Consider the following 26,184-nt stretch of genomic DNA (forward strand, 5'->3'; position numbering starts at 1 on the left):
GAATCTCTTTAGATGTTTGTCAGCAATACCAGCGCGCTCACGGGCGTGCAAGCCGGCCGCAACTTCCCCGAGCCGGAGACCGCCGTCTCGTTCTTCGCTCCCCTGGCGGAGTACAGTTACGATCTGGTTGTGATCGACCCGCCCTGGCCGTTTTCGACCTGGAGTGCGGCCGGGCAAAGCAAGTCGGCATCGAAGCACTATCGCATCATGACGCTTGCCGACGTCATGGCATTGCCCGTTCGCGGCCTGTTGAAAGATCACGCCGTTGTCCTGCTCTGGGCAACCGGCGCGATGCTCGCGCAGGCGGTCGCGGTCATGGAGGCGTGGGGGATCACCTACAAGACTGAGCTTGCCTGGCGCAAGGTCACGCGCAACGGCAAGGTGCGCATGGGCTGCGGGTTCTGGGCGCGCACCATGCATGAGCCTGTCCTGCTGGGCACGGTTGGCAAGCCGAGCAAGTTCACGCTGCCGTCCTGCTTTGACGGAATCGCGCGCGAGCACAGCCGCAAGCCTGACGAGTTTTACCGCATGATCACGGAGCGGACGCCCGGCTTGCGCCGCGCGGACGTGTTTGCGCGTGAGCAGCGTGATGGCTGGGATGCCTGGGGCGATGAGGTTGGCAAATTCTCGTCGGCGGACAGCCGCACCGAGCGCAACGCGATTCCCAAGCGTGACCGCGCAGAGGCAGGCCGCGAGCAGGCGGAGGCGTGCGATGCATGATCGCACCCGGCCTTCGCTGGAACAGGCCATCGACTTCCTGATGCTGCTGCGCCCTGACGGGCCGTGGCAGTTGTCTGCGATCAATCCGAACGTCAATAACGACATTAAGACCATCACCGCGACGACCGCCGACCAGGCGCGCGTGTTCCTCAATCGCTATAACGGCAACCACAATCTCTACTACGCGCCCAATCCGGTGCGGATCAAGGACAAGAAGGCAGCGAAGACGGACGTCAGCGCGATCGAATTTCTGCCCGGCGATCTCGACCCGCACGAGGGTGAAGCGCCCGAGGCCGCGAAGGCCCGCTTTCTCACGGCGCTGAAATCGTTTGAGCCCACGCCGATGTTTGTGGTCGATAGCGGCAACGGCGTGCAGGTGCTGTGGCGTCTCGACCAGCCGATCCCGCTGCCCGATCCGGTCATGGTCATCGATGGCGATGGCAAGACGAAGCCGGCTCTCTCGCCGGAAGCGCAAGCCATCGTTGCCGATGCCGAAGCCCGTTCCAAGGCGGCGATGGAGAAATTGGATAGCGTCGCCGGAACGCAGAACATCGACCGCATCCTGCGCTTGCCTGGCACCAAGAATCTGCCGACCAAGGCGAAGATCAAGAAGGGCCGCAAGGCATGCGAGTCGAGCCTGCTCGCCTATAACGAGCTTGCTGAGTGCAAGCTGGATGACTTTCCGATCGGCCCCGGCAGCAAGGCTGGTAGCTCCGGGGACAGCACGAGCAGCAACGCTGGTAGCAGCAACAACACCGGCAGCGCCAGTCCGACGAGCAGCAACGCGAGCGGCACCAGCAGCATAGATTGGGCCGTTATCGAGAAACATCGCGGCTGGCTGAAGAGCGCCGCCGATCTGCTTCCCGACTTCAGCGCCAAGGGCAAGGCGATCGTCGGGCATTCCGGCAATCTCAAGGACCTCAATTTCGATCTCCAGCACGCCGGCGCCCTTGTCAAGCCGTACCAGAGCTGGAGCGAGGTGTCCCTTGCGCTTGCCGCCATCTTCAAATCCGATGGTCGCTACAGCAATGAGCAGATCGCGGCGGCATTGCTGTGCGACCTGGAATGCAATCAGCACATCAAGAACCAATCGAACAAGCGGCGAGCCATCGAACGCCTGATCCTGCGGTCACACGCCCCAGCGTCGGGCAAGGTACAACGGGCAGACATGCCCGACTGGCGCGAAAAAACGGAAGGCGGCTCGCCGCTGCCCAGCATGCACAACGCACGCCTTGCCATCACTGCGCTCGGCATCGCGTGCAGCTACAACATCTTCCACAACAAGTTTTTGTTTGGCTTCAAGGAAGACGCCACACGCCACGCCCTCGAACAATTTTTTGGCGAAGTGACCGACAACGGCGTCATCGCGCTGCGGCAGATGATGTCGGATACCTTTGGGCTTGATTTTCACGACAAGTACACGCGCGATGCCGTGATCTCGCTCGCGCTGGAGCATTGCTTCGACCCCGTTGTCGATATGCTTGCGCAAGCCGAGGCGAACTGGGATGGCGTCAAGCGACTGGACCGCATGGCGGTGGAATACTTCAACTGCGAGGACACCAAGCTCAACGCCGCCTTCATGCGGAAAACGATGATCGCAGCAACGGCTCGCGCCCGCAAGCCCGGCTGCAAGTTCGACAATATCACCGTGTTGGAAAGCGCCGAAGGCTTCAACAAGTCTACCGCGATCCGCGTGCTCGCCGGTGACGAGAATTTCTCCGACGAGAGCATTATCGGCAAGGAGAGCCGCGAGGTCCAGGAGCAACTCGCTGGGGTCTGGCTTCACGAGAACGCCGAACTCGCGGGCATGCAAAAGAAGGAAGTCGAAAAAATCAAGAACTACGCATCGAAGCAGGTGGACCGCGCACGCCCCGCGTATGGTCATTTCAACAAGTTGCAACCGCGTCGCTCAGTCGAATTTGGCACCACCAATTCGGCCGAATACCTGCAATCGCAGACCGGCAATCGGCGGTTCTGGCCGCTGCGGGTTCTCAAGAGCATCGACATCGAGAAACTGCGGCGCGACCGGTTGCAGTTGTGGGGCGAGGCGGCGCGCTATCAGAGCCAAGGCGAAAGCCTGGTGCTCGATGAGGCGCTGTGGGGCGAGGCCGGCATCGAGCAGGAGGCCCGCCGCATCACTGATCCCTGGGAGGACGTGCTCCGCGACATGCCGAAAGTAGCTGCTGTCCGTGAGTTCAAGGACGGCTACTGGCGAGAGGAGGACGTGCAGATCATTTATCGCGATGACGAAGCTGGTGAAGACCGCGTCGCCGCAGCAGACCTCCTGGAATATCTCCTCAAGATTCCGCCGGGCGCCCAGCAGACCGGGCATTCGATGCGGTTGTCTGCCGTGATGCGCAAGCTGGGCTGGGATCGTCCCGACAACGGCAACCTGACGATCGGCGACAAGCGGGTGAAGGGCTACTTCAGACGCTCATGAAGCCAACAGCTATGCACTTTCGGCATGAGACGCGGACGACCTGGACGACCAGGGACGACGAGGATGGGCATTTCCTACTTGCTCCAGGATGTGCTGCCCGGCAGGCGGCACGCGACAGCGCCATGGTGCGTGTCTGGAGAACTCTTCTCAACAGGTCATCCAGGTCATCCAGGTCGTCCTTATGGCTCTCTGCACAGCGTTTTTCTCGCAAGCGGCTGGTCGTCCGTTTTCGGGGGACTTGGTCGGCCAAGCCGTCCTCTGGGTCGTTGGAGGGCGCTGACAGCAATGCTGCCCCAGGGGGGCGCCCCGCTCCATGGGGGGTGCACTCGAAACGGCCTGCAAAGCCCCGATTACCGCACGGGCTCGTCCGTTTGCACTGGGATCAGATTCCGAGAAGGGGGTTGCCCATCGTGACGGCATTTAGCCCACGGGGGGCACCGTGAAAACCAAGGCGAAGGCGCACCCTGCACCGACGGCCGCCGCCCAGCGCATGCGGGAACACCGCGCGCGCAAGGCAACCGGCGCGACGCGAATCGCCTTTGATGTCGACGGGGACGACAAAGATTGGCTTCGCAGCCAGGGCGTGCTGCGGGAGTGGGACGAGGACAATGGACTTGCACTGGCCCAAGCCTTGAAGCTGGCGCTGCAGAAACTGCATCGCAAGTTACAGCGTAACGAAGGTTGAGATCGTGATCTGCTATTTGAAGGTCGACTTCGAAATGAAGAGGGGGCGACAATGGTCGTCAGGCTAGCAGCGAGTGAAGTGGAAACAGGTCGCCGTTTGGTTGCCCGCAAGATGGCCCGTTCGGTGGTTCGCATTTTGCCGGAAGCCGATGATCTGGTTGCAATCAATCGGATAGCCAAGCAAATCCGCGAGCTGCTCTGGCACCGCGATGATCCTGACAGCATGCGCGCGTGTCGCGCGCTGATCCGCGAGCAAGCCCAGCTGTCGCTTGCGTATGAGCGACGCCATGGGAAAGCACCCAACATCGAGCGCGTGTAAATGACGGACATCCCAACTCCCGAAGAGCGCCGTGCGATCGAAGCCAGGGTGTCGCCCCAGCGGCGAGCCGAGATCGAAGGCCTCGTCAAATCGCTGGCACCGGTGATCGGCGATTTCGTACTGGCAGCAATCACGCCGCTGAAAGAGCGGCTCAAAGAACTCGAATCGCGCCCGACACTGCGGTACTTGGGCATTTGGGATGTATCGCGGACGTATCCGCCGGGGTCCTTCGTGACGCATGCGGGTTCAGTTTGGCATACCGAGACGGAAAGCACCGGCGTTCGGCCGGGTGAAAGCGGATTCTGGCGACTGGCTGTGAAGCGTGGAACAAAATGACTTTAGATGAAGCAAACGCCGAGTTGTGCCGCCATCGCGATCTTGCGCTCACGGCCTATGCGCACCGTCTGCTCGCTCAAGGTGCCGACATTCACGGCGAACAGTTTCGTGCGGACTTGTCGAAATACGCCACCGAGCTGGAGGCGTGGCGGAGCAAAGCTATGGAGGGCTTGCGGCAGTTTGTCCAGGCGATGATGGAGCGGCCGGGCGCGACGTTGCACTGACTTGCCGACTAGCTTACCGAGTTTCTGTTGGCGTTTTGAGGAGCGCTGTAGGACTTTTGGGATCAATTTGCATCGATCGGTCTCACTCGCGGGCCACCACCCTCGCCGTTGTCGCAATCAGCGCGCCCTCGGAGAATGGGGGTTGTGAAACCGTGTGCTGTTGGAGAAGCCATCGGCGATCACGTTCGCGGCGCGCCCTGAACAGGTCGAGGCACTTCTTGGAGCAAAGCGCGGTTCGCCAGGAGTAATAACGGATCAGGCCAAACTTCCCGCCACACATAGCACAGTTCTTCGCTGCGGAACGGCACTCCGCGTATTCCAAGCTATCGCACATGCTGCCTCCTTTGGGCGGGTGGGGTTCTTGGAATCCAGCCGCGCAACACTTCTTCGGCACCGTGACCCCACTTTTGTTGGATTCGTCAGGAAGGTCGCTCGTTCAAGAGTTACTCAGCAAAAAAACTCTACTCAGTTCACCAGGAAAATTCTTGTGAGTTTGAGCCAGAAATTTTGGATTTCGTGCTGCTGAGGCACTCTCACCTCACGGAGTTGGAGGCCCGGAACTCTCGGGGTGTCAGACCTGTCCAATTGGTAAAGGCGTGAGTAAACGAACTGACCTCACGATACCCCAAGAGCCACGCGATCTCCGAGATTGGCAATTGCTCTTCGCGCAAGTAGTGCCTGGCTAACGCCTGTCGCAGATCGGTAAGTACCGCCGAGAACGTTGCGCCCTCTTCTGACAATGCCCGAGCGAACGTGCGGCGGCTCATGCCAAGGCGCCGGGCAACTTCAAGCACATTGCCTTTGCCGTTGGGGAGTAGTTGGGCGAGCTGATCTTCGACTTGGGATCGGATGCTGGCGCGCAGTTTTTTACGCTGACCGAGCGCTTCATCGGCATATTTGAGCAATAGCTTGTTCAGATGGACTTCAGCGCCGATAACCGGCAAAGAGCCGATCGACTTTGGAAAAAGAATCTCGTCCGTGTCGGCCGCATAAGTGATCATACACCCTAGATGGGTTCGCACATCGTTCGGTATATGCGTTCTCAGATGCCTTAATTTGACCTGCCTCGGTGCGACTCTACCGCCGGTTAGCGCTCGACAGATGCGCAGCAAGGTGACAAGCCAAAACTCTGTGTGGTGGCGATCGGTGCCACGATCCAAGGTCGGGTATTCAAGCCCTATCGTGACAGCGGTGTTGATAGAAAGGCGTATCCGAATGCCTTCATTATTGATTGCACAATAGCGCTCCGCGCTTCGAAGCGCATCGACGAGCCGATCGGATGACGCCATGACATAGTACACCAACCCGATTTCGCCCAGTTCAAACTCCTGAGCCAGGCGAAATCCAAAATATTCGTCGTGCAGCTCAGTGGCAGCAAGCTCGAGTATCTTGATTTGCGACTCCGCTTTCACGCGGCAGTCGAGATTCTCAATACCATGAATTGCTAGACCTGCATCCGCCAGAACTGGCTTTAAGTCTTTGCCCGCCTTCCGTAGCCGAGCGCAGGCGAGCCGGGCTATTCCTCCGGTAGCAGTTGGTATCGAGGAAAGGCGGCCCGTAAGCTTCTTGCGCATCGAGCCCTCTCATCTTTCAAACGGGCAATGGCCTGAAACCACATTATTTGGATCGGCCAGAGGATGGCGCAGTTGGTTTGCGCGCGGCTGTCAAGTTTCACAGCGCTAGCACGATGCGGTAAGCTGAAGGTCAGCGTTGCCGTTGATCTAGATCAATCTTCGACTCTCACACCCGTACAACGGCAACGTCGGAACTCGCTACGGAGCTACTGACGACCAAATCGATGTCGTGTTGTGCGGATCTGACTGTAGGCTCATGCGTTTAGGACTACATCCCGAACAACACCCAGACCATCGCGACTAACAAACTGACAAACCAAACAATTGAAGCCAAGAACAACCAGTCGCTTCCCGTCATGATGATGAGTGCGTTTAGTATCGCTGCCGCTTTTTGTCTTACTTGCATGGTGCCTGGCGCTCTAGCGGACAACGCCAAGCAAGTCCTGCTATCAGGTGCCAACAAATTGGGAATTTGGGCCAGCCGAGCCGACAGACTCTTTCCGTTTCGGCCGGTCAGAGGGCGACACGGCCGACTAAGACGGATAAAAGGGGTCCTGCTTCCTAGCGTCGATCAGAAGGACAGTGCAGAAAATGAACAGCGCCCAACGCTCCGTAAGATTACGGCGCGCGGGCCAACTTCGCCTTCCGGATGGTTCGGATCGAGCGTGCGTGATGGCTAAGAACGCTATCGTGGACCTGGGAAGCGATTTCGGCCTGGGGGCTCAAGAGGGGCGTTTGGAGTCCCTGTTCGCCCATCGCGTCGGTTGGCGCCTGCAGCGGCAGGTCTGAAGCCGGGAGTAGAGCCGACGTCATCGCCTCCGGTGCAGATCGGCCGTTGAGGTCCGCTGTTAGTGACTCGGGCGAGCCTCCCTTACCGACGCTTTAGGGCGGCGTGGGCTGGCGATGCTGATCTTCCAGCAGCGCGGAAGCGAGCGCCAGCAAGCTCTGCTCGTCATAGCTCGCGCTCCATCGCTGGATGCTTGCGGTTCTTCACTTTGATCCAATAGCGACAGCGACCGCCCTCATAAGGACGATCGCGCCGCTTGGACACCAGTCCCTCAAGCCCGATGTTGCAGGCCGCTCGAAACAGATCAGGCCCAAGCTCACCGCGCTCGAAGGGATTGACGAACACACCTTCAGGACGCCGCGCCAACAGGCGCTCCAAGTTCGCCTTCCGCATCGACAAGGGGAGCAAGCGAAGGTCGTCACCGCCTTCGGCCAGAATATCGAACGCACAGAACTGCACTTCGTGATCGTGCTTGCGCGAGTGCAGCGCGTTGAAATCGGAGACACCATCGACGCCGAGCACGACCGCCTCGCCGTCGAGCACGAACTGCTTCTGGCGGACCTTACGCGCGGCTTCCACGATCCACGGATAACGGCTGGCCCAGTTGTAGCCGCCACGGGTGATCAGGCGCACGCGGTCGCCATCGCGCTCCAGGCGGAGGCGGTACCCATCGTATTTTACTTCATGAAGCCAATCGGCGCCGTTCGGGACTGCAATGCCCTTGGTCGGCAGGCAAAACTCAAATGAACGGCATGCGAGAAGAATAGGCATTCGCGGCCTGTTTGCCAGATGTGGAGCTTGGGCAACCGGCCACAAGCTGGCGGGCTGCTCTACGGCCTTGGCGGCAGATCAGGTTCAGTTTCGCTACCGGTGCTCCACGGATAGCTTGCTCCACTGCCGATGCGAGCACAGCAAGGTTTTCGGCCAATCTGGCAAACACAACTCGCGCTTCTTGGGATTAGACGCCAGGTCGCGAATAAGGGCGCACTCCGCCGCGTCTCGCTGGAGCTTCTCTAGCTGGGCCTGCATGTCCTTCATCTGCGGCCTCAATGTTCCGGCGTCGGAACATTACAAATACTTGTTCCTGGTCACAAGTGAACACAGCGATAGCGCTCAATGGGACTAGCGTGCGATCACATGGCGCCTTCTCACGCGCCAGCCGTCGGACCGCTTGGCCCCCGTACTTGTCCCCTCCAGCCCCCAGGGGTCAGGCTGGCCCGATGGGGGCTTTGCGCAATGTCAAAGTGAGAGCCTGGCATCTCGGGCAGTGGCATAAGAGGTCCGGTATCAAGGGTAGATCGGACCTGCCGTATGGGAGCGCCCGACCGCCGCTTTTGCCCCTGGCTGTGTTTGCACACAACCAAGAGACCCATTGCGGACCCCAGGGGTTACCCTGAAAGAGCGAGATTTGATCGGCAGCGTTCAAAGGAGCAGATGAACGACCCGTCGTGGCAGTCGGCCAGGAACCCATCTACTCGCATTTGCTTAAACAGTTAGATACGAACGCTCTTTGCTATGGTTGACGGAGCCGACAATGAGCTCCGTAGACGTCGTTGTTCCCTGCTTCCGGTACGGGCACTTCCTGCGAGAGTGCGTCGAGAGCGTTTTGACGCAATCCGGTCCCGAATTGCGTGTGCTCATCATCGATGACGCGTCGCCCGACAATACTGCGGAAGTTGCGCAAGAGTTGGTTGGCTCCGATGCCCGCGCCAATTTCCGAAGGCACACCTCGAATCAAGGTCTCATTGCTACCGCCAACGAAGGTATCGCCTGGGTGAGAGCCGACTACATGCTTCTGCTGTCTGCGGACGATTACCTGCTGCCCGGTGCCCTCAAGAGATCGGCCGATCTGATGGACGATCATCCTTCTGTCGCTTTCACCTTCGGAAGCGCGGTTGTCCTGGATCAACGGGGGGAGCGTTCGCGCCGCAAAACAGGTGTGGGATCGAGAACCCACGTTTTGTCTGGACTTGATTTCATTAAACTTAGCGGCGCAAGAAACATTGTGCTGTCACCGACCGTAGTGGTTCGCACGAGCCTGCAGAAAAGAGTGGGCGGGTATTTGGCTGACTTGCCCTACGCCTCTGATATGGAAATGTGGTTGCGGCTCGCCGCGCACGGCGACGTGGGGGTCATTGCTGCTGATCAAGCGGTGTATCGATCGCACTCGGCCAATATGTCAAGTGAGCCTTCGCGGGAGCAAGACCTGCTCCAACGCAAGGCGGCGATTGAACACTTCCTGAATAGTTGCGCCGCTAGGTTGACGAACGCTGATGATCTTCGTGCCTGGTTGATCCACATGTTGGCGCTTGAAGCGATCGGCTGCGCAAGCGCTGCCTTCAACGAAGGAGCGATGGAAAGCTCAGCGCGCCTTTCTAAGCTTGCGGTGAGTATCGATGCGAGCGTTCAAGGAACGCGTCGGTGGTGGTTTCTCGCCTGCAAGAAGGCTCTTGGGTTGCGAGCATGGCTGCTGGTGCGGCCCTCAGTTGAGTGGTTTAGATCTATCTTCCAGAACGAGCGCCGCTGAATCTGCTAAAGCGACTGGGGCGTCATTTCAGCTTTTGGCCCATCGCGCCAATACTTGCATGTCTCCTCTTGCGCCGCTCTTCGGGGCTAAGCAGACATTGTGGTGCAAGTTCTAGCGAACGCACTGCCGCACCCAGTAGCCGCCGCTCACCCGTATCCACTGGCGCGGGCTCGGCGGGGCTCTTTGATGATCGGCCATCCATGAATGTCGATGTTGGTTGGCGCGGTGATGCCGCGCCAAAAGACAGCATTCGCTTCGGAGGAATGGACGACCAAAGCTCCGGCGATGCAGGTAACGGCTATGCAGCACAGCAGGAAACGACTCATTTGTCTGATCCCGGTGAGACGCCTTTGCCGATGCTATCCGAGGTCCGGGATTGGGCCAAGGCACCGAAATTTCAGTTGTACGTCAACCTTGGCGTTCGGGATGACGCCGTCGCCGGCGTTGCACTGCGGAACTGAATTGACTCGACGCCGTCCCAGAAAGGGAATTCACTGGTTCCATCGATGAAGACATCCGGTTGCACTCCAATACTGGAGGAGCCGTAGCGTGATCATCAGAGAACTCCATTTCGACATGTATTCGATCCTGGCGCGCATCCGTTTTGCCATCGCGCTGGTCGGTGGCGCACTACTGATCGCCCTCGGTTACCAGCATCTACTTTATGAAAGAACGCGCTCGTACAGCGCATGATGTTGGGCACCATGCCTAGAGAGATCGCCATAGCGCTCTGGTCCCTAGCCGCCGCCTGCATAGTGGCGTTCAGCGTTGCCGCGCTCGTATCCCCGCATTAGCAGTGCTGAAGGCTTGGCACGATCTGCGCCGGATAGGGTGCGGTAATCGGCAACACCAAAGGATCAGGAGGCACGGCGGAGAGGTATAACCGGCCTCTACGCGACACTTAGTTAATTTTTCGGGAGGTTCGCGTGCGGACTGTCGTCCTACTTATTGGGCTATGGCTACTGATCAACGTTTTGTTTGTTGTGATCACGATGCCCCCTCGCAGGCCACGCTTGCCGTCTCGACCAGCGCGGCCACCGTTGATCCAAGCATTGGATGCAATCAGGCGCTTTCTGAAAATACGACGCCCTTGAAAAGTCAGACGATTGCGCTGTCATTTAAACCGGTCAAACACCGGACTATCACCCGTCACTTTAATCTGCGAGAACCTTCAATCCGAGACAAACAATGGCTTGCGAAAAGCAAGTCCGAAGGAGGTTCGCAGTGGAGAAGGTGCGACGCTTGCGCGCGATGGGTTCTCTGTGCCGTCAACAGGCGGCGTACAACAGCATGAACAAATGGAAACTCCTCGCGGACGTGGAATGCTGGGAGCACTTGGCTGAGCTTGAGTTGTCGTCCCACTTCCAGGAATGCAACGTCGCTAGCTCAATCAGCTCGCTTGCTGGGTGAGAAAACTCCTGCAACGCGAAATCGACCAATGGGCCAATTCTTCAAACATCGGGGGCGTGCAATGGCTAACCGTAGTCGGACGTTGAACCGCGTTGTCCTGTGCCTGCGTGCTCAGGCGCTTCTTTTTCAGCTTGCCGAACTTGAGACCCTTCGAGGCCGAGTGCGAGAGGCCGAGGAGAATACAGCTCTCGATCAATCGTCAGACCCGGTGAAGTCAACCATTCACTGATTGATCTCGGGTCTCACGGTCGAGCGTGGGAGGGTGCGCTGCATCACCCGATTGCCCGACGCCTCGCTGGCCGATTTCAACGGTGAAGCACATTGAAGACTGATCGGCCGTGCGCGCGATAGGCTTTGCCGCGATCTATGGCGCCTCGGCAGAGTGGGCAATGGAGGCGCGCAAGGTCGCCGACCGGCTTGCCTGTAAAGCGTGAAATAAACGCATGCTTGCCTTCCAAGGGCCTGGCTTATCCAATCCCGCCAGCGCCAATCGGAAGACGACGGCGATCCGTGAGCTAGAGCGATACATGCTCGTTCAGCGTCTTCGCCTCGGCGCTCGCGTCCGTACATCACGCTCGTTAAGGAACTGGTTACGGGTCGCTGTCACCATTCCCCTATTAGGTCGCCATAGGCGGCAGCCAATTCCAACAACGGTTAGATTTTTCGACACGCCCGGTTGGCGGTCTCTTGTAGGAGAGGCCCAATGTTTAAGGGCTTCATGGTGGCGGTTGTGGCGCTGATTAGTACAGCGCAGGCGGATCAATACCTAACCAACGGTCGATACACCGAGGCGGCGATGGCTATGCTGCGCCAAATCAGGAACGCGTTTGGATTTTGACTATTTTTTGCGACGGAGGCGCGTGATGGAAGATGTCTCATGGGCTGATCTCGACCCGGATGAGCAACGCGCCATTGCCATTTTGGGAGCCGGACTTTCTATCGAACTATGTGCTCCCCTTGCTCTCCTGACCTTAAAGCGGCTCGGGCTGGTCGTAGGCTCGCATTTGACGGCTGCTGCGCACCAATTGCGGAGGGACGTTGTTTTAGACGATCTTAGGACGCGTGATTGCAGCTTGAAGGTTCGAATGAAGCTCGGGGGTACGGGAGATGTCAGCAGCCATTGAGCTGATCGTGGAGGGTTACGTTTCCCTCAAGGACCAGAAGTCGCTCGACGAGCTTCGGATGCAGCGCCGGAAACTGATTGCAGACCTCAATGCGTGTACCGGGATCGACTGCACGAGCACAATCCAGCAGATTGAGGGCGACATCGTCGTGATTGAGGCTGGTCTGGTGCAGTTGGACGGGGCGACGACGAGATAACCGGTCAGTCTGTGTTCACCCTGGTGTGACCCGCAAGGTGCGGAGGTAATAGCCCCGTGCCCGAACGGCTGACTTGATCTCGTCGCTGACCTTGAGAACTCTCTTTCTGCTCTTGTGCCACTTATGTGCAGAATAAAGCACGGGTACGGCAGAGCCTGTGCTCAGAACGAGCAAGTCGCGCTTGTGATTGCGATAGACATCAAACACCTTCTGCCCCCGCTGATCATATGAACTAAGAATGAAATATGTTCTCGCCTCTATCGAGGAGCTTAGTGTCTCGATTGGCTATGCGGGTTGTAAATCTGCAACGCCTGCCACGTTTTCCTTTCATCGCGAATTGATGCAAAGTCCGCGCGGCTGGAGCGCGGCGCCTACGGAATTACCTTAGCAATGCGCGAAGATGGCGGCTTAGTTCGTCGTGATCGAATAGAAGTTGCACGTGGGCTTGCCAAACCGCTAACGCTGGTGTGCCGATAATCTTCATTTCGATGGTCCGGGCTTCGGACGATAAGCCTCCAGCAGTTCTTCGAAGCTCATGTCGTTCGGTTCGAGAGATCGCCCGATCAGCGCCTTCGTCAGTGCACGGCACATGGGGTATCCACGCCGCGCCTGGAGTCGGGCTGCCGCCAAGCGCTGCGGTCAACTCCACAGCATGGATAAAGGCGAACAACGGGCTACGGCCGATATAGGTCTCGCCGCATCTGGCAAGCAAATTTCGCGTTGCCAATTGTTAGATCAGCAACGCCTTGGGTTGCCGTGCACAGGTCAACATCAACGCCATTCTCGGTCCCGATATAGTCAGCTCGGCAGCCTTCGCCCGTCTTCACATTGCGAAACGTGGTGCCGCGCCATTTTATCGTGCAAGGCGTAGTCTCACCATCGCAATCATCCCGGCTGCCTGTGTCAAGGACGAGTGGATATGTTTGATTATGATCTCGGCAAAGGTAGGTGTAAGTGGCAGCTTGCGTCGAGCCGATCAGCGCGACGGACGTTGCAGTCGCTAGTAATAACAATCGTACCACTTACCCCTCCTAGCTAATCCGTTTTGGCGGGTTTCTGATATCCACGACCCATGGCTTTGGTGAGTTGGAGCGAATCTGCCACATTACGGGCGATGGCAGACAACCAGCAACTTAGCCTGATTCTCGGCAACGCGACGCGGTTGCTCGACGATGCGCGGTTGCTGGTCGAGCATCGGCGCTACGCCAGTGCCTTCGCATTGGCGCTGCTCGGTGTCGAGGAGATCGGCAAGGTGCTGCTCAAGAGCTGGGAGGCTGAGGGGCCGCTCGCAAAAGCCAAAGAAAGGAAGACCGCGCACGTTCTAAAGCAAGCGGCTGTGGCAAACTTGCTGGTCGGCGCGCTGCTCGCGCGGACGTTTCCCAACGGGGTTGACTGGGCGACCATCGACTTCGATGCCGTGACCAAGGCATTCAACGACAGCGTTGAAGGCGAGCTGCTGGTGCTGATCCGCCATGGCCATCTCGACCGCAGGAAACAGGAAGCGCTGTATCAGGACGACGTGATCACCGCTGTCGAGGATGGGTTCGCAGAGCTGCAGATCGGCGGGATGCTGAAGATTGCCAGCGACGCGCAGGAAGCGCTGGCAAGTCCCTTCAACCGGCTCGCGGCGCGAGCGTTCTACGAAGCGACCGTGCTTGGTGTTCGGTGAGCGACCGGCCCGACGCCGCCCCGCACACGGCCAGCGCGCGACTGTGATACTGAACCATGGATCAGTATTGCGCAGCCGCCTGATCGTCGCCTCGACCGAGTTTCCCGATGGGGCGTTGAGTGGCAGCAAGGTTCTTGTCGACCAAAACCAGATGGGACGAGGCGCTGGCGAACATCGAGGCCTATGTGGACGATCTCCGGGAGCTGATCCGGAAACTTGAAGCGGCGGTTGCTGCATTGAGGGCCGACGACGTCGAAGGCCGGGCCAGGCGAGAGGCTTCAAGGCACAGGCAAATCAGGCCCGGCAGTCGCAACCCTACGACCACCGGGCCTGAGCGCCAGCCAATAACATTACGATATGAAACATCGTCAGTGTCGCTGACACTGAGGGCGCAGGTCTGTCCGCTTCCCGACTTTCGGCGATAGGGGAAAATACGGAGTTTCCCGCGAGGTAGTCACACCTTCAAAAAATTTCCTGGAAACAGCACCGTCCCCAGATCGGGACACAACGGTGAACACAAACTCGCTTGGATATTGATTTTATTATGTTTTTCGACCCATTCTATTCCCTGCGCAGTGGTTTGACGGCTTATGCCGAGCTCTCCCCGGGGAGCGATGCACTATTGCCCCGTCGCCTTGCGGATGACTGATGTGCGCACCCAGTCGGGCCGCCACATCACCGCAAGACTTGACGCACAGACCCCGGGCGTCAGGACGACACGGTTTGCCGTACGCTGATAGCACGGGTCGTGTGCGCGAAGGCTCTTCGCTCACGGTTGCCCGCCCTGCGATGCCTCTCGCGCCGGCGCTGCCAGCGTCCACCACGGCTCACCCCGCGTTTCGTGACGATCGCGATACGCCCCTCTGACAGGGATGAGGTGACGCGACAATGCGATAAATCAGAAATTCTGTAAAGACGAATATTTTAGCGAGCGTGCATTGCCCTACGGCTAGCGTGTTTTGCCCGTCGGGCAACGCAAGGGCTTGTAGCCCGGATGAGCGCAGCGACATCCGGGTTCACGCGGGCAGTGGTCCCGGGTCTCGCTTCGCTCACCCGGGCTACGAAGTTCCGCTTGGGCCACCTCAGGGATCATTTCGCACCCCCGCGAGTTCTCTCCGGATCGTCCGGGTTGGAGCTGCCATGACCGTTGATTTCGACACGCTGAAGGCCTCGCTCGTCCTGTATGGCCTGAACGCGATCTACGCGGTGCTGCTGCTCGCGATCGGCTGGTATCTGTCCGGCGCCATGCAGCGTTTCGTCACGCGCCTGCTGAGCGTCACGCACCGCGTCGATCCGCTGGTGACCTTGTTCGTGGGCAGTCTTGCGCGCTACGGCGTACTCGCAGTGGTCGGCATCGCCGTGCTCCAGCTCTTCGGCATCCAGACCGCGAGCCTTGTCGCCGTGCTGGGTGCGACATCACTTGCCATCGGTCTCGCGCTTCAAGGCACGCTCTCCAATCTCGCCGCCGGCGTGATGCTACTGTTGTTCCGGCCCTTTCATATCGGCAATGATGTCGAGGTGGCCGGCAAGGCGGGGAAGGTGAAGTCGCTGTCGCTGTTCATGACCGAGCTGGTCGCACCCGACAACACGCAGATCCTGTTGCCGAACGGGCAGGTGTGGGGCGCGGCCATCATCAACCACAGCGCCTATCCCGGCTCGGGTGAGGTCAAGGTGGCGTTTCCGGTCCCGGCCGGGGCGGCCAATGCGATGGCCGATCGTATCCTGGAAGAGTTGCGCAAGGACTCCCGCATCGACAATCAGGCGCAGCCTGCCGTCTCCGTCACCAAGGTTCTCGATGTCGCCAATCCCGCGGCACCGATTCTGGAATTGACGGTCAGCGCGAAGGCAAAGCCGTCGCAGGCTGACGCCGTGAAACAGTGCGTGCTCGACCACGCGAGTGCGCTGCTGGCGGCGGCGTGACGTGACCTAGCCCCGGGGCGACCGCGTCGGCCTGCGCTTCACCGCGTGCCGGCGCGGCGAGCGGGTCACGCGCGGGCGCAGGCGGGTTGCGGCGGCGCGCGGCTTGGTCTGGGCTTGCGGGCCGCGGGCGAGATCCATCAGCATTCGCAGCGCCTCGACGACGGAGCGCTGACGCACGGCGGAGCGGCCGATCGCGCCGAAACGATGCTCGCGGTGAATGATCCGGCCATCGCGCGCGGCTGCTGCGAAGTGCACGAGACCGACCGGCTTGCCGGGCGTTGCACCGCCGGGACCGGCAATGCCGGTGATGGCGACGGCGAGATCGACGCCGGCACGCTCCAGCGCGCCGACTGCCATCGCGGTTGCGGTTTCCTTGCTGACGGCGCCGAAATTGGTGAGCGTGCTCGCCTCGATCCCGAGCATCGCGCGCTTGGCGTCGTTGGAATAGGTGACGAAGCCGCGATCGATGACATCAGAGGAGCCGGGGATGTCGGTCAGCGCGCCGGCGACGAGGCCGCCGGTGCAGGACTCCGCGGTCGCGATCGTCAGCTTGCGCATCCGGCACAGATCGAGCAGCGAGCGGGACAGGGCGCGTGCGTCGCTGCCGCCCATGATCCTACACGCTCCAGGGAAGACGGATGGTGGCGCTCGCGGTGGCCGCGATGCCTTCCTCGCGGCCGGTGAAGCCGAGCCGCTCGCTGGTGGTCGCCTTCACCGCGACGCGGGAGATATCGACGCCGGAAATCTCGGCGATGCGTGCGCGCATGGTGTCGCGCAAGGGGCCGATCTTCGGCCGCTCGCAGATCATGGTGACCTCGAGATTGGCGATGCGGCCGCCGCGCTGGGTGACGCGCTCGATGGCGTATTTCAAAAACTGGTCGGAGGAAGCGCCCTTCCATTTCGCATCGCTCGGCGGAAAGTGCGAGCCGATGTCGCCGTCGGCGAGCGCGCCGAGGATGGCGTCGACCAGCGCATGCAGGCCGACATCGCCATCGGAATGGGCGAGAAAGCCCTTGGTGTGCGGCACCCGCACGCCGCAGAGCATGAGGTGGTCGCCTTCGCCGAAGGCGTGCACGTCGTAGCCAGTGCCGGTCCTGATATCACCGAGCTGGGCCGCCAGGCGCGCTTCCTCGCGCACGAAATCCTCGGGGGTGGTGAGTTTCATGTTGGCAACATCGCCTTCAAAGGTTGCAACCGTCAATCCCGCCCATTCGGCAATCGCGGCATCGTCGGTGAAATCGCTGCGACCGTCCTTTGCCGCGCGACGATGCGCCTCGAGGATGACGTCGAAACGAAAGGATTGCGGCGTCTGCGCGATTCGCAGCCGCGCGCGGTCCGGGGTGCCCTCGACATGGCCGCCATCGCCCGTGAGCTTGATGGTGTCGGTGACGGCAACGGCGGGGATCGCAGCGCCGGTGCGGCTCGCCGCCTCGATCGCGCGCGAGATCAATCCTTCCGAGACGAAGGGGCGCGCGGCGTCATGGATCAGCACGATATCGGGCTTGTGCTCGACCAGGGCCTCGAGGCCGGCAAGCACGGACGCCTGCCGCGTCGCGCCGCCATGGGTCGGCGGCTCGTGCTTGAGCCCCGCGACCGCGGCCGTGAACATGGCGCCGTCATCGGGGTTCACCACCGGCTGCACCGCAAACACCTCGGCGTGGCGGCTGAAGGCTTCCATCGCGCGATAGATCACGGGCACACCGCCGATCTCGCGATATTGCTTCGGCCCGCCGGCGCCCGCACGCAGCCCGCGCCCGGCTGCGACGAGGACGACCGCGGTGCGCTGTGATTTCGCCATAGGAGTCGAATACTCAGTTGGTGATGAAAGAGTCGGGAAGTGGGGTGATTGCCGCATGCCTCTAGCACGGCAGGCCCGCAAAAAAAGGGGGTTTCCCCGTATTGTTGGAAACAGCATTTTGCTGCACTGCACTTGAAAGGTTTGCAGAATTGTCTAAACTGTAGGCATGGCGCTTGACTGCACAAGAATTGTGCGCAAGATAGATCATGGCAGGCGCGATGAGGCCCTGCCCAGTCGACGAGACCCCTGTGACCGGTTCGGCAGTATCCGGCTCTAAGCCGTTGAAAATAGGCGATATTGACGTCGCCAATCCGGTCTTCCTGGCGCCGATGTCGGGGGTGACGGACTCGCCCGTCCGCAAGCTGGCCGCCGAGCTTGGGGCCGGTCTCGTCGTGTCGGAAATGACTGCCAGCGATGAGCTCGCCAACGGCCACCGGATGTCCCGGTTGCGTTGCGAAGCCACCGGGATCGGCCCGCACGTGGTCCAGCTCGCCGGCTGCGAGAGCCATTGGATGGCCGAGGGCGCCCGGATCGCCGAAGCCGAAGGCGCCGATATCATCGACATCAACATGGGCTGTCCGGCCCGCCACGTCACCGGCGGCCAGTCCGGCTCGGCCTTGATGCGGGACCTCGACCATGCCGTCAGCCTGATCGATGCGACCATCGCGGCGGTGAAGGTGCCGGTGACGCTGAAGATGCGGCTCGGCTGGGACGATCGCACGCGCAACGCGCCGGAGCTGGCGCGGCGCGCGGAAGCCGCCGGAATCAAGCTCGTAACGGTGCATGGCCGCACCCGCAGCCAGTTCTACAAGGGCGAGGCCGATTGGGATGCGATCCGCGCCGTGCGCGAGGCCATCGCCATTCCGCTCGTCGTCAACGGCGACATCACCTCCTACGAGAAGGCGCTCGCCGCCCTCGGGGCGTCCGGCGCCGATGCCGTGATGATCGGCCGCGGCGCGCAGGGCCAGCCCTGGCTGCCCGGCCAGATCGGCCGCCGCCTGAAGGGCGGGGCCGAGGAGGCGGCGCCCTCGCTCGAAACCCAGCTGCATTATGTCCGCACGCTCTATGAGGGCGTCTGCGCGCTCTATGGTCTGCGCATCGGCCTCAGGCATGCCCGCAAGCATCTGGGGTGGGCGCTCGATGTCGCGGCGCAGGCGAGCCGTGCGCCGGCCGAAAAGCTGAAATCCTGGCGCCAGAAGATCCTCACCTCGGAGGATCCGCGCCTCGTCCACCAGTCCCTGCAGGATGCCTTCGACGACTTCGCATGGAGCGCTGCTGCATGAGCTCAGCCGTTGAACATCGTCGGCCGCTTGCGTCCGACAGCGACGCCATCCTGGACGCTCTTCCCAATCCGGTGCTCATGATCGGGCCGGACGGCAAGATCGTTGCCGCCAACATCGCGACCGAAGCCTTCTTCGACATCTCGACGCAGTTCCTGAAGCGGCAGTCGCTGAAAGAGCTGGTGCCGTTCGGCAGTCCCTTGCTGGCGCTGATCGACCAAGTGCGTTCGTCGAACGCGCCAGTCAACGAATACAAGGTCGATCTGGGCACGCCGCGCATGGGCGGCGACCGCCAGGTCGACCTGCATGTGGCTCCGCTGACCGAGCGGCCCGGCCATATCGTGGTGATGCTCCAGGAGCGCTCCATCGCCGACAAGATGGACCGCCAGCTCACCCATCGCAGCGCCGCGCGCTCGGTGATCGCGCTGGCCGCGATGCTGGCGCATGAGATCAAGAATCCGCTTTCCGGCATCCGCGGCGCGGCGCAGCTTCTGGAGCAGCAGGCCTCCTCGGAAGACCGCATGCTGACGCGGCTGATCTGCGACGAGGCCGACCGCATCGTGACGCTGGTCGACCGTATGGAGGTGTTCGGCGACGAGCGCCCCGTGGTGCGCGGCCCCGTCAACATCCATTCGGTGCTCGATCACGTCAAACGGCTGGCGCAGTCGGGCTTTGCCCGCAACATCCGCTTCATCGAGGATTACGATCCCTCGCTGCCGCCGGTGCTGGCGAACCAGGATCAGTTGATCCAGGTGTTCCTCAACCTCGTGAAGAACGCCGCGGAAGCCCTGATCGACGTGCCCGACGCCGAGATCCAGCTCACCACTGCGTTCCGCCCCGGCGTGCGCCTGTCTGTCCCCGGTCAAAAATCCCGGGTATCGTTGCCGCTCGAGTTCTGCGTGAAGGACAACGGACCAGGCGTGCCGGACGATCTTCTGCCCAACCTGTTCGACCCCTTCGTGACCACCAAGCAGACCGGCTCGGGGCTGGGTCTTGCGCTGGTCGCCAAGATCGTCGGCGATCACGGGGGCATCATCGAATGCGAATCTCAGCCGCGCAAGACCACCTTCCGCGTGCTGATGCCGATGTATTCCACATCGGTGAAACATGCCGATCAAAGCAGTCGCGCCGACTCTGCCGGGAAGTCGTCGCCTGTGTCACAGGGGGCGAAATGAGGATTAACGATGCCCGCAGGTAGCATTCTCGTAGCTGATGACGATACCGCCATCCGCACCGTTCTCAATCAGGCACTGTCCCGGGCCGGCTATGAGGTCAGACTCACGGGCAACGCCGCAACGCTGTGGCGCTGGGTCAGCCAGGGGGAAGGCGATCTCGTCATCACCGACGTGGTGATGCCGGACGAAAACGCCTTCGACCTGTTGCCGCGGATCAAGAAGATGCGGCCGAATTTGCCCGTCATCGTCATGAGCGCGCAGAACACGTTCATGACGGCGATCCGCGCTTCCGAGCGCGGGGCCTACGAATATCTGCCAAAACCCTTCGATCTCAAGGAGCTGATCGCCATCGTCGGCCGCGCGCTCGCCGAGCCGAAGGAGCGCGTCTCGACGCCGGACGAGGACGCCGAGATGGAGGCGATCCCGCTGGTCGGCCGTTCGCCGGCGATGCAGGAAATCTACCGCGTGCTCGCGCGGCTGATGCAGACCGACCTCACCGTGATGATCACGGGCGAGTCCGGCACCGGCAAGGAGCTGGTGGCGCGCGCGCTTCACGATTACGGCAAGCGCCGCAACGGCCCGTTCGTCGCGGTCAACATGGCCGCGATCCCGCGCGACCTCATCGAATCCGAGCTGTTCGGCCATGAGCGCGGCGCCTTCACCGGCGCCAACACCCGCGCCTCCGGCCGGTTCGAGCAGGCCGAGGGCGGCACGCTGTTCCTGGATGAGATCGGCGACATGCCGATGGAGGCGCAGACCCGTCTCTTACGCGTGCTGCAGCAGGGCGAATACACCACCGTCGGCGGCCGCACCCCGATCAAGACCGACGTGCGCATCGTCGCGGCCTCCAACAAGGACCTGCGGGTCCTGATCCAGCAGGGCCTGTTCCGGGAAGACCTGTTCTTCCGCCTCAACGTCGTGCCGCTGCGGCTGCCACCCTTGCGCGAGCGCATCGAGGATCTGCCGGATCTCATCCGTCATTTCTTCGCGCTCGCCGAGAAGGACGGCCTGCCGCCGAAAAAGCTCGACACGCTGGCGCTGGAGCGGATGAAGCAGCACCGCTGGCCCGGCAACGTGCGCGAGCTGGAAAACCTCGCCCGGCGTTTGGCGGCACTCTATCCGCAGGACGTGATCACAGGCTCCGTCATCGACGGCGAGCTCGCCCCACCGACCGTCAGCCCGGGCGCGGCAGTCCAGCAGGGCGTCGACAATCTCGGCGGCGCCGTGGAGGCGTATTTGTCCTCGCACTTCCAGGGCTTTCCGAACGGCGTACCGCCGCCGGGCCTCTATCACCGCATCCTCAAGGAGATCGAGGTGCCGCTGCTCACGGCCGCGCTCGCCGCCACCCGCGGCAACCAGATCCGCGCCGCCGATTTGCTTGGCCTCAACCGCAACACGCTGCGCAAGAAGATCCGGGACCTCGACATCCAGGTCTATCGAAGCGGGGGCTAGACCGCTCGCGACAAACGCTGAACGCGTTTGCGCGGCGCGACAAACGCTGAAGGGCGTTTGCGCGGAGGTGGCTCAGCTCCCCCTACCAAAGCGGAGCTGAGCCTGTCCGGATCGCGCTGGCCGTTGTGGCTGACGCGGTGAGCAGAAGTCCGACACGGGCCTAAATGTTCCGCTGAAAGGGGACGATCTCGTCATTTGGCCGCAGGCCGCACCTGCCGGGCCTCATCTGACCAGGCGAGTTGATGTTGGCAGCATGGCCAAGTCGGCTCGCTCCTGCAGACCCGGGCCATTGACCAGCAGGTCGGAGGCCACGATCAGCAGCAGTACAGCCGAAGCCATTATCGCAAGAAAGATCCTGTCCATGCCGGGTCAAGCCGGAATAGCCGGATTCCGTTCCCGCTGATTTGGCATTGCCCTGTGGATGCGCCGCTCCGTCCCGTCGCGGGCGCCGCGGAATTGTCGCAATTCGGCAACAATGTGGTACGAATACATCAGTATCCGCCCCGTCGCGGACCCGTTTTCAGCCACCACCATTGCCGGAATGACCAGCGCAGACACCTCGGCCGCACACTTTAACACGGCCCCAGCGGAAGAGCCCCGGCGTTGGTCGGTGCGGCGCTGGCTGGCGCCCATTGCCGTGGCGCTGGCGCTGGGGTCGGCGTTTCTGACCTTCCTGGTCCTGACCGGCCTCACCAAGATCGAGCCGACGCCCGAAGTTGTCCGCTCGTTCTACCTGATCAATGCGGCCACGATCCTGCTGCTGGTCGGCATCATCGTCCGCGAGCTCTGGCAGCTGATCCTGGCGCGGCGGCGGGGCAGGGCGGCGGCACGCCTCCATGTCCAGATCGTCAGCCTGTTCTCGATCGTGGCGGTGCTGCCGGCGGTGCTGGTCGCCGTCGTCGCCAACGTCACCATCGAGCGCGGCCTCGACCGGTTGTTCTCCGGTCCGACCAAGGAGGTGATCCAGAACTCGCTGACCATCGCGCGGGCCTATATGCAGGACCATGCGCAGCTGATCCGTGGCGACATTCTCGGCATGGCCAACGACATCGCGCACGCCCGGCCGCTCTACGACCAGGATCGCCGCTCGTTCCGCGAGATGCTCACCGCCAGCGCCGGCTCGCGCAACCTGCCGGGCGCGATGATCATCGACAAGAACACCAACATCCTGGAATCCGCCGAGACCGGCATGCGGCTCGCTTATTCGCCGCCGGCGCCCGACTTCCTCAGCAACGTCAACGAGAACGAACCCGAGATCGCGGTGCTGCCGGACGCGAGCTACGTTGCCGCGGTGATCCGCCTTCGCGCCTTCAACGACACCTTCCTCTATGTCGCCCGCCCGCTTGATCCCAATGTCGTCAATCAGCTCAAGCAGACCGAGGTCAGCGTTGCCGAATACGCCCAGATCGAGTCGCGCCGCCTCGGCATCCAGGTCGCCTTCGCGCTGATGTTCGCGGTGATCGCGCTGACCATCCTGATGGCCTCGGTGCTGATCGGTCTCAACTTCGCCAATTCGCTGGTCTCGCCGATCCGGCGGCTGATGAATGCGGCCCACACGGTTTCGACCGGCGATCTCCATGTCCAGGTGCCCGTGCACCAGTCGGAAGGCGATCTCGCCCAGCTAGGCGAGACCTTCAACAAGATGACGCAGGAATTGCGCAGCCAGCGCGACGAGCTCGTCAACGCCAGCGACCTCATCGACAGCCGCCGCCGCTTCATCGAGGCCGTGCTGTCCTCGGCGAGCGCCGGCATCATCGGCGTCGATGCCTCCGGCAGCGTCGGCATTTTGAACCGCTCCGCCGAGAAGCTGATCGGGCACGCCGAATCCGAGACGCTCGGCCATCCGCTCTCCGATGTGCTGCCCGAACTCGACGAGATGATGAAGGCGGCGCGGGAAGGGACCCAGCGTCTGGTACAGGGCCAGATCACGATCACCCGCGACGGGCAGGAACGCAATCTGTCAGTCCGCGTCAGCGCTGAGAAGAACCAGCCGCACGACAGCTACATCATCACGCTCGACGACATCACCGAGTTGGTCTCGGCGCAGCGCACCTCGGCCTGGGGCGACGTGGCGCGCCGCATCGCCCACGAGATCAAGAACCCGCTGACGCCGATCCAGCTCTCCGCCGAGCGCATCCGGCGCAAGTTCGGCAAGGACATCACCGAGGCCAAGGACAAGCAGATCTTCGAGCAGTGCACTGATACCATCGTGCGCCAGGTCGACGATATCCGCCGCATGGTCGACGAGTTCTCGCGCTTCGCGCGGATGCCGAAGCCGGTGATGGAGGGCGAGGACGTCGCCGACGCTGTGCGGCAGGCGGTGTTCCTGATGAAGGTCGCTCATCCCGAGATCGATATCGAGGTCGAGTTCAAGCAGGATCCGCTGCGGGCCCAGTTCGACCGGCGGCTGATCTCCCAGGCAGTCACCAACATCGTCAAGAATGCCACCGAGGCGATCGAGCAGGTCCCGCCGGAGGAGCTCGGCAAAGGGCGCATCGACGTCGTGGTGTCGCGCGAAGGCGAGGACGTGCTGATCGACGTGGTCGACAACGGCATCGGCCTGCCCAAGGTCGCGCGCTCGCGTCTGCTCGAGCCGTATGTTACCACGCGCGCCAAAGGCACCGGGCTTGGCCTTGCAATCGTCGGCCGCGTGCTTGAAGACCATGGCGGGCGCATCGAGCTGAAGGATGCTTCCGACTTCCGCGAGGGCCAGCGCGGCGCCTGGATGCGGATGCGCTTTGCGATCTCCGGGCAACCCGCGAAGTCCGAGGGAGCCGAGCAGGCCCCGGCGGCCGCGGTCAAGGAAGCAATCGGCAAACAGGCCGGCGCTCCTGTCAAGGATCAGGCGCAGGAAACAAAAGAGCCGGCGGCCGAAACCAAAGAGCCCGCTGAAAAGACCAATGATTCAACGAAAATCGAAGCCTCAACAGGCAGCTGACAAGACAGGCGCGAACCCATGGCTAGTGAAATTCTGATTGTCGATGATGAGGCCGATATTCGCGATCTCGTTGCGGGCATTCTCGAGGACGAGGGCTTCGTGACCCGGACCGCACGCGACAGCGATACGGCACTCGCCGAGATCGCCAACCGCAGGCCGCATCTCGTGTTCCTCGACATCTGGCTGCAGGGCTCCAAGCTCGACGGCTTGCAGCTGCTGGAGCAGGTCAAGAAGGACAATGCCGACCTGCCGGTCGTGATGATCTCCGGCCACGGCAACATCGAGACCGCGGTCGCCGCGATCAAGCGCGGGGCCTACGACTTCATCGAGAAGCCGTTCAAGGCCGATCGGCTGATCCTGGTCGCGACCAGAGCGCTGGAGAACTCGCGGCTCAAGCGCGAGGTCAAGGAGCTGAAGCAGCTGGCGCCGAGCGCCAGCCAGCTTGTCGGCCGTTCGCCCAGCATGAACCAGCTGCGCCAGACCATCGAGCGCGCGGCCAAGGCCAACAGCCGCATCCTGATCGTCGGCCCCGCCGGCGCCGGCAAGGAATTGACCGCACGCACGCTTCACACGGCCTCGGGCCGTGCCGACGGTCCCTTCGTCGTCATCAACGCCGCCGCGATCACGCCCGAGCGCATGGAGCACGAGCTGTTCGGTGTGGAGCAGTCCAACGGCGAGCAGCCACGCAAGCCCGGCGCGCTCGAGGAAGCCCATGGCGGCACGCTGTTCATCGACGAGATCGCGGACATGCCGCGCGAGACCCAGAACAAGATCTTGCGCGTGCTGGTGGAGCAGTCGTTCCAGCGCGTCGGCGGCACTGGCAAGGTGCAGGTCGATGTGCGCATCATCTCCTCGACCGCGCGTAATCTTGAAGAGGAGATCGCGGCCGGCCATTTCCGCGAGGACCTCTATCATCGGCTCTCGGTGGTGCCGATCCGGGTGCCCGCGCTCTCGGAGCGGCGCGAGGACATTCCGGAATTGATCGACTACTTCATGGAGCAGATTTCGGCCGGCAGCGGTCTGCCCAAGCGGCAGATCGGGCAGGACGCGATGGCGGTGCTGCAATCGCATGTCTGGCCGGGCAATGTACGCCAGCTCCGCAACAACGTTGAGAGAGTCATGATTCTGGCTGCGGGTGGCCCCGAGGTCATCATCACGGCCGACATGCTGCCGCAGGACGTCGGCTCCATGGTGCCGGCGATGCCGACCAGCAACAACGGCGAGCACATCATGGGCCTGCCGCTGCGCGAAGCGCGGGAAGTGTTCGAGCGCGACTATTTGATTGCACAGATCAGCCGTTTTTCAGGAAATATTTCTCGAACGGCCGAGTTCGTTGGCATGGAACGTTCGGCGCTGCATCGGAAGCTGAAGGCGCTCGGTGTCGGTTAACGACGCCGGGGTGCCGTTACACCTCGGGAATAGGTAAGGAAAGTCATCGATTTCCGTAGTCTTTCGGGGCAATACGGCGTGCCCTGCCGCGTGAAGCGGCTTGCCTAAAAGGCCCACCTGTCCTCTAATCGCACAGCTGTTCCTTCCGAGGGGGATCTCATGAGGAACGGCAACCGGGAGAGGCCCCGGACATCACAAAGAGGGCCGCAACCGGCGCAATAA

At 61.6% G+C, this 26,184-nt stretch carries 24 protein-coding genes; 19 read left to right on the plus strand and 5 right to left on the minus strand.

The features are described from left to right. The first annotated feature begins 12 nt into the window (after positions 1-12). From IVA81_RS39190 to IVA81_RS39215, 6 genes are all read left to right on the plus strand, one after another. Positions 13-720, plus strand: coding sequence for an MT-A70 family methyltransferase (locus IVA81_RS39190; protein ID WP_247329246.1), 708 nt, complete (start codon positions 13-15; stop codon positions 718-720). After that, positions 713-3,160 carry a virulence-associated E family protein gene (locus IVA81_RS39195; protein ID WP_247329250.1) on the plus strand — a complete coding sequence of 816 codons (2,448 nt, stop codon included), beginning with the start codon at positions 713-715 and terminating at the stop codon, positions 3,158-3,160. The genes IVA81_RS39190 and IVA81_RS39195 overlap by 8 nt, the downstream gene beginning before the upstream one ends. A 439-nt stretch (positions 3,161-3,599) precedes the next feature. After that, on the plus strand, positions 3,600-3,845 hold the full coding sequence (locus IVA81_RS39200; RefSeq protein WP_247329253.1) for a hypothetical protein: 246 nt from the start codon (positions 3,600-3,602) through the stop codon (positions 3,843-3,845). Positions 3,846-3,896: 51 nt separating this feature from the next. Beyond that, a complete protein-coding gene (locus IVA81_RS39205; RefSeq protein WP_247329256.1) occupies positions 3,897-4,163 on the plus strand; it encodes a hypothetical protein in 267 nt (88 codons plus the stop codon). Then, a complete protein-coding gene (locus IVA81_RS39210; protein ID WP_247329259.1) occupies positions 4,164-4,499 on the plus strand; it encodes a hypothetical protein in 336 nt (111 codons plus the stop codon). Then, complete coding sequence (locus IVA81_RS39215) at positions 4,496-4,723, plus strand: hypothetical protein (protein ID WP_247329263.1); 228 nt, start codon at positions 4,496-4,498, stop codon at positions 4,721-4,723. The genes IVA81_RS39210 and IVA81_RS39215 overlap by 4 nt, the downstream gene beginning before the upstream one ends. 533 nt (positions 4,724-5,256) lie before the next feature. Here IVA81_RS39215 and IVA81_RS39220 read toward each other — a convergent pair. Both IVA81_RS39220 and IVA81_RS39225 read right to left on the minus strand, forming a co-directional pair. Further along, a complete protein-coding gene (locus IVA81_RS39220) occupies positions 5,257-6,297 on the minus strand; it encodes an AraC family transcriptional regulator (protein ID WP_247329266.1) in 1,041 nt (346 codons plus the stop codon). 952 nt (positions 6,298-7,249) lie between these two features. After that, on the minus strand, positions 7,250-7,855 hold the full coding sequence (locus IVA81_RS39225; RefSeq protein ID WP_247330250.1) for an RNA ligase family protein: 606 nt from the start codon (positions 7,853-7,855) through the stop codon (positions 7,250-7,252). 763 nt (positions 7,856-8,618) lie between these two features. On the opposite strand from IVA81_RS39225, the gene IVA81_RS39230 reads away from it, so the two are divergent. The 6 genes from IVA81_RS39230 (at position 8,619) to IVA81_RS39250 (ending at position 12,341) form a co-directional block, all read left to right on the plus strand. Further along, entirely contained in the window at positions 8,619-9,611 is a 993-nt protein-coding gene (locus tag IVA81_RS39230; protein WP_247329269.1) for a glycosyltransferase, read from the plus strand. Between the two features lie 200 nt (positions 9,612-9,811). Continuing rightward, a complete protein-coding gene (locus IVA81_RS39235) occupies positions 9,812-10,072 on the plus strand; it encodes a hypothetical protein (protein WP_247329273.1) in 261 nt (86 codons plus the stop codon). Positions 10,073-10,160: 88 nt separating this feature from the next. Further along, positions 10,161-10,304 carry a hypothetical protein gene (locus IVA81_RS39240; RefSeq protein WP_247329292.1) on the plus strand — a complete coding sequence of 48 codons (144 nt, stop codon included), beginning with the start codon at positions 10,161-10,163 and terminating at the stop codon, positions 10,302-10,304. Positions 10,305-10,835: 531 nt separating this feature from the next. Beyond that, entirely contained in the window at positions 10,836-11,021 is a 186-nt protein-coding gene (locus IVA81_RS39245; RefSeq protein WP_247329295.1) for a hypothetical protein, read from the plus strand. 703 nt (positions 11,022-11,724) lie between these two features. Then, positions 11,725-11,859, plus strand: a complete 135-nt coding sequence (locus tag IVA81_RS40570) for a hypothetical protein (RefSeq protein ID WP_256469431.1) — start codon at positions 11,725-11,727, stop codon at positions 11,857-11,859. Positions 11,860-12,128: 269 nt separating this feature from the next. Next, the gene (locus tag IVA81_RS39250; RefSeq protein ID WP_247329298.1) at positions 12,129-12,341 is read left to right on the plus strand and encodes a hypothetical protein; all 213 of its coding nucleotides are present in this window, start codon (positions 12,129-12,131) and stop codon (positions 12,339-12,341) included. 15 nt (positions 12,342-12,356) lie between these two features. Here IVA81_RS39250 and IVA81_RS40795 read toward each other — a convergent pair whose 3' ends face one another. Beyond that, on the minus strand, positions 12,357-12,548 hold the full coding sequence (locus IVA81_RS40795) for a hypothetical protein (protein WP_247329301.1): 192 nt from the start codon (positions 12,546-12,548) through the stop codon (positions 12,357-12,359). Between the two features lie 865 nt (positions 12,549-13,413). Between IVA81_RS40795 and IVA81_RS39260 the strand changes: the two genes are divergently transcribed. Further along, the gene (locus IVA81_RS39260; RefSeq protein ID WP_247329305.1) at positions 13,414-14,010 is read left to right on the plus strand and encodes an AbiV family abortive infection protein; all 597 of its coding nucleotides are present in this window, start codon (positions 13,414-13,416) and stop codon (positions 14,008-14,010) included. Positions 14,011-15,150: 1,140 nt separating this feature from the next. Continuing rightward, complete coding sequence (locus tag IVA81_RS39265; protein WP_247329308.1) at positions 15,151-15,930, plus strand: mechanosensitive ion channel domain-containing protein; 780 nt, start codon at positions 15,151-15,153, stop codon at positions 15,928-15,930. A 6-nt stretch (positions 15,931-15,936) separates the two neighbouring features. Here IVA81_RS39265 and IVA81_RS39270 read toward each other — a convergent pair whose 3' ends face one another. Further along, entirely contained in the window at positions 15,937-16,542 is a 606-nt protein-coding gene (locus tag IVA81_RS39270; RefSeq protein ID WP_247329312.1) for a CinA family protein, read from the minus strand. A 4-nt stretch (positions 16,543-16,546) separates the two neighbouring features. Continuing rightward, on the minus strand, positions 16,547-17,728 hold the full coding sequence (locus IVA81_RS39275) for a bifunctional 2-C-methyl-D-erythritol 4-phosphate cytidylyltransferase/2-C-methyl-D-erythritol 2,4-cyclodiphosphate synthase (protein WP_247329315.1): 1,182 nt from the start codon (positions 17,726-17,728) through the stop codon (positions 16,547-16,549). 281 nt (positions 17,729-18,009) lie between these two features. Here IVA81_RS39275 and dusB point away from each other — a divergent pair, with 281 nt between their 5' ends. The 5 genes from dusB to IVA81_RS39300 all read left to right on the plus strand — a co-directional run bounded on the left by dusB (position 18,010) and on the right by IVA81_RS39300 (position 25,962). Further along, positions 18,010-19,011: a tRNA dihydrouridine synthase DusB gene (gene dusB, locus IVA81_RS39280; RefSeq protein WP_247330254.1), complete on the plus strand. Its 1,002-nt coding sequence runs from the start codon at positions 18,010-18,012 to the stop codon at positions 19,009-19,011. After that, on the plus strand, positions 19,008-20,183 hold the full coding sequence (locus IVA81_RS39285) for a nitrogen regulation protein NR(II) (RefSeq protein ID WP_247329333.1): 1,176 nt from the start codon (positions 19,008-19,010) through the stop codon (positions 20,181-20,183). Before dusB ends, IVA81_RS39285 begins: the two co-directional genes overlap by 4 nt. Before the next feature lie 9 nt (positions 20,184-20,192). Next, positions 20,193-21,635 (plus strand): nitrogen regulation protein NR(I), encoded by a 1,443-nt coding sequence (gene ntrC, locus IVA81_RS39290; RefSeq protein ID WP_247329336.1) that lies wholly within the window; start codon positions 20,193-20,195, stop codon positions 21,633-21,635. A gap of 541 nt (positions 21,636-22,176) precedes the next feature. After that, entirely contained in the window at positions 22,177-24,573 is a 2,397-nt protein-coding gene (locus IVA81_RS39295) for a PAS domain-containing sensor histidine kinase (RefSeq protein ID WP_247329338.1), read from the plus strand. 18 nt (positions 24,574-24,591) lie between these two features. Next, positions 24,592-25,962 (plus strand): sigma-54 dependent transcriptional regulator, encoded by a 1,371-nt coding sequence (locus IVA81_RS39300; protein WP_247329342.1) that lies wholly within the window; start codon positions 24,592-24,594, stop codon positions 25,960-25,962. The last annotated feature ends 222 nt before the right edge of the window (positions 25,963-26,184 follow it).

The sequence above is a fragment of the Bradyrhizobium sp. 141 genome (assembly GCF_023074055.1).
GTDB lineage: Bacteria > Pseudomonadota > Alphaproteobacteria > Rhizobiales > Xanthobacteraceae > Bradyrhizobium.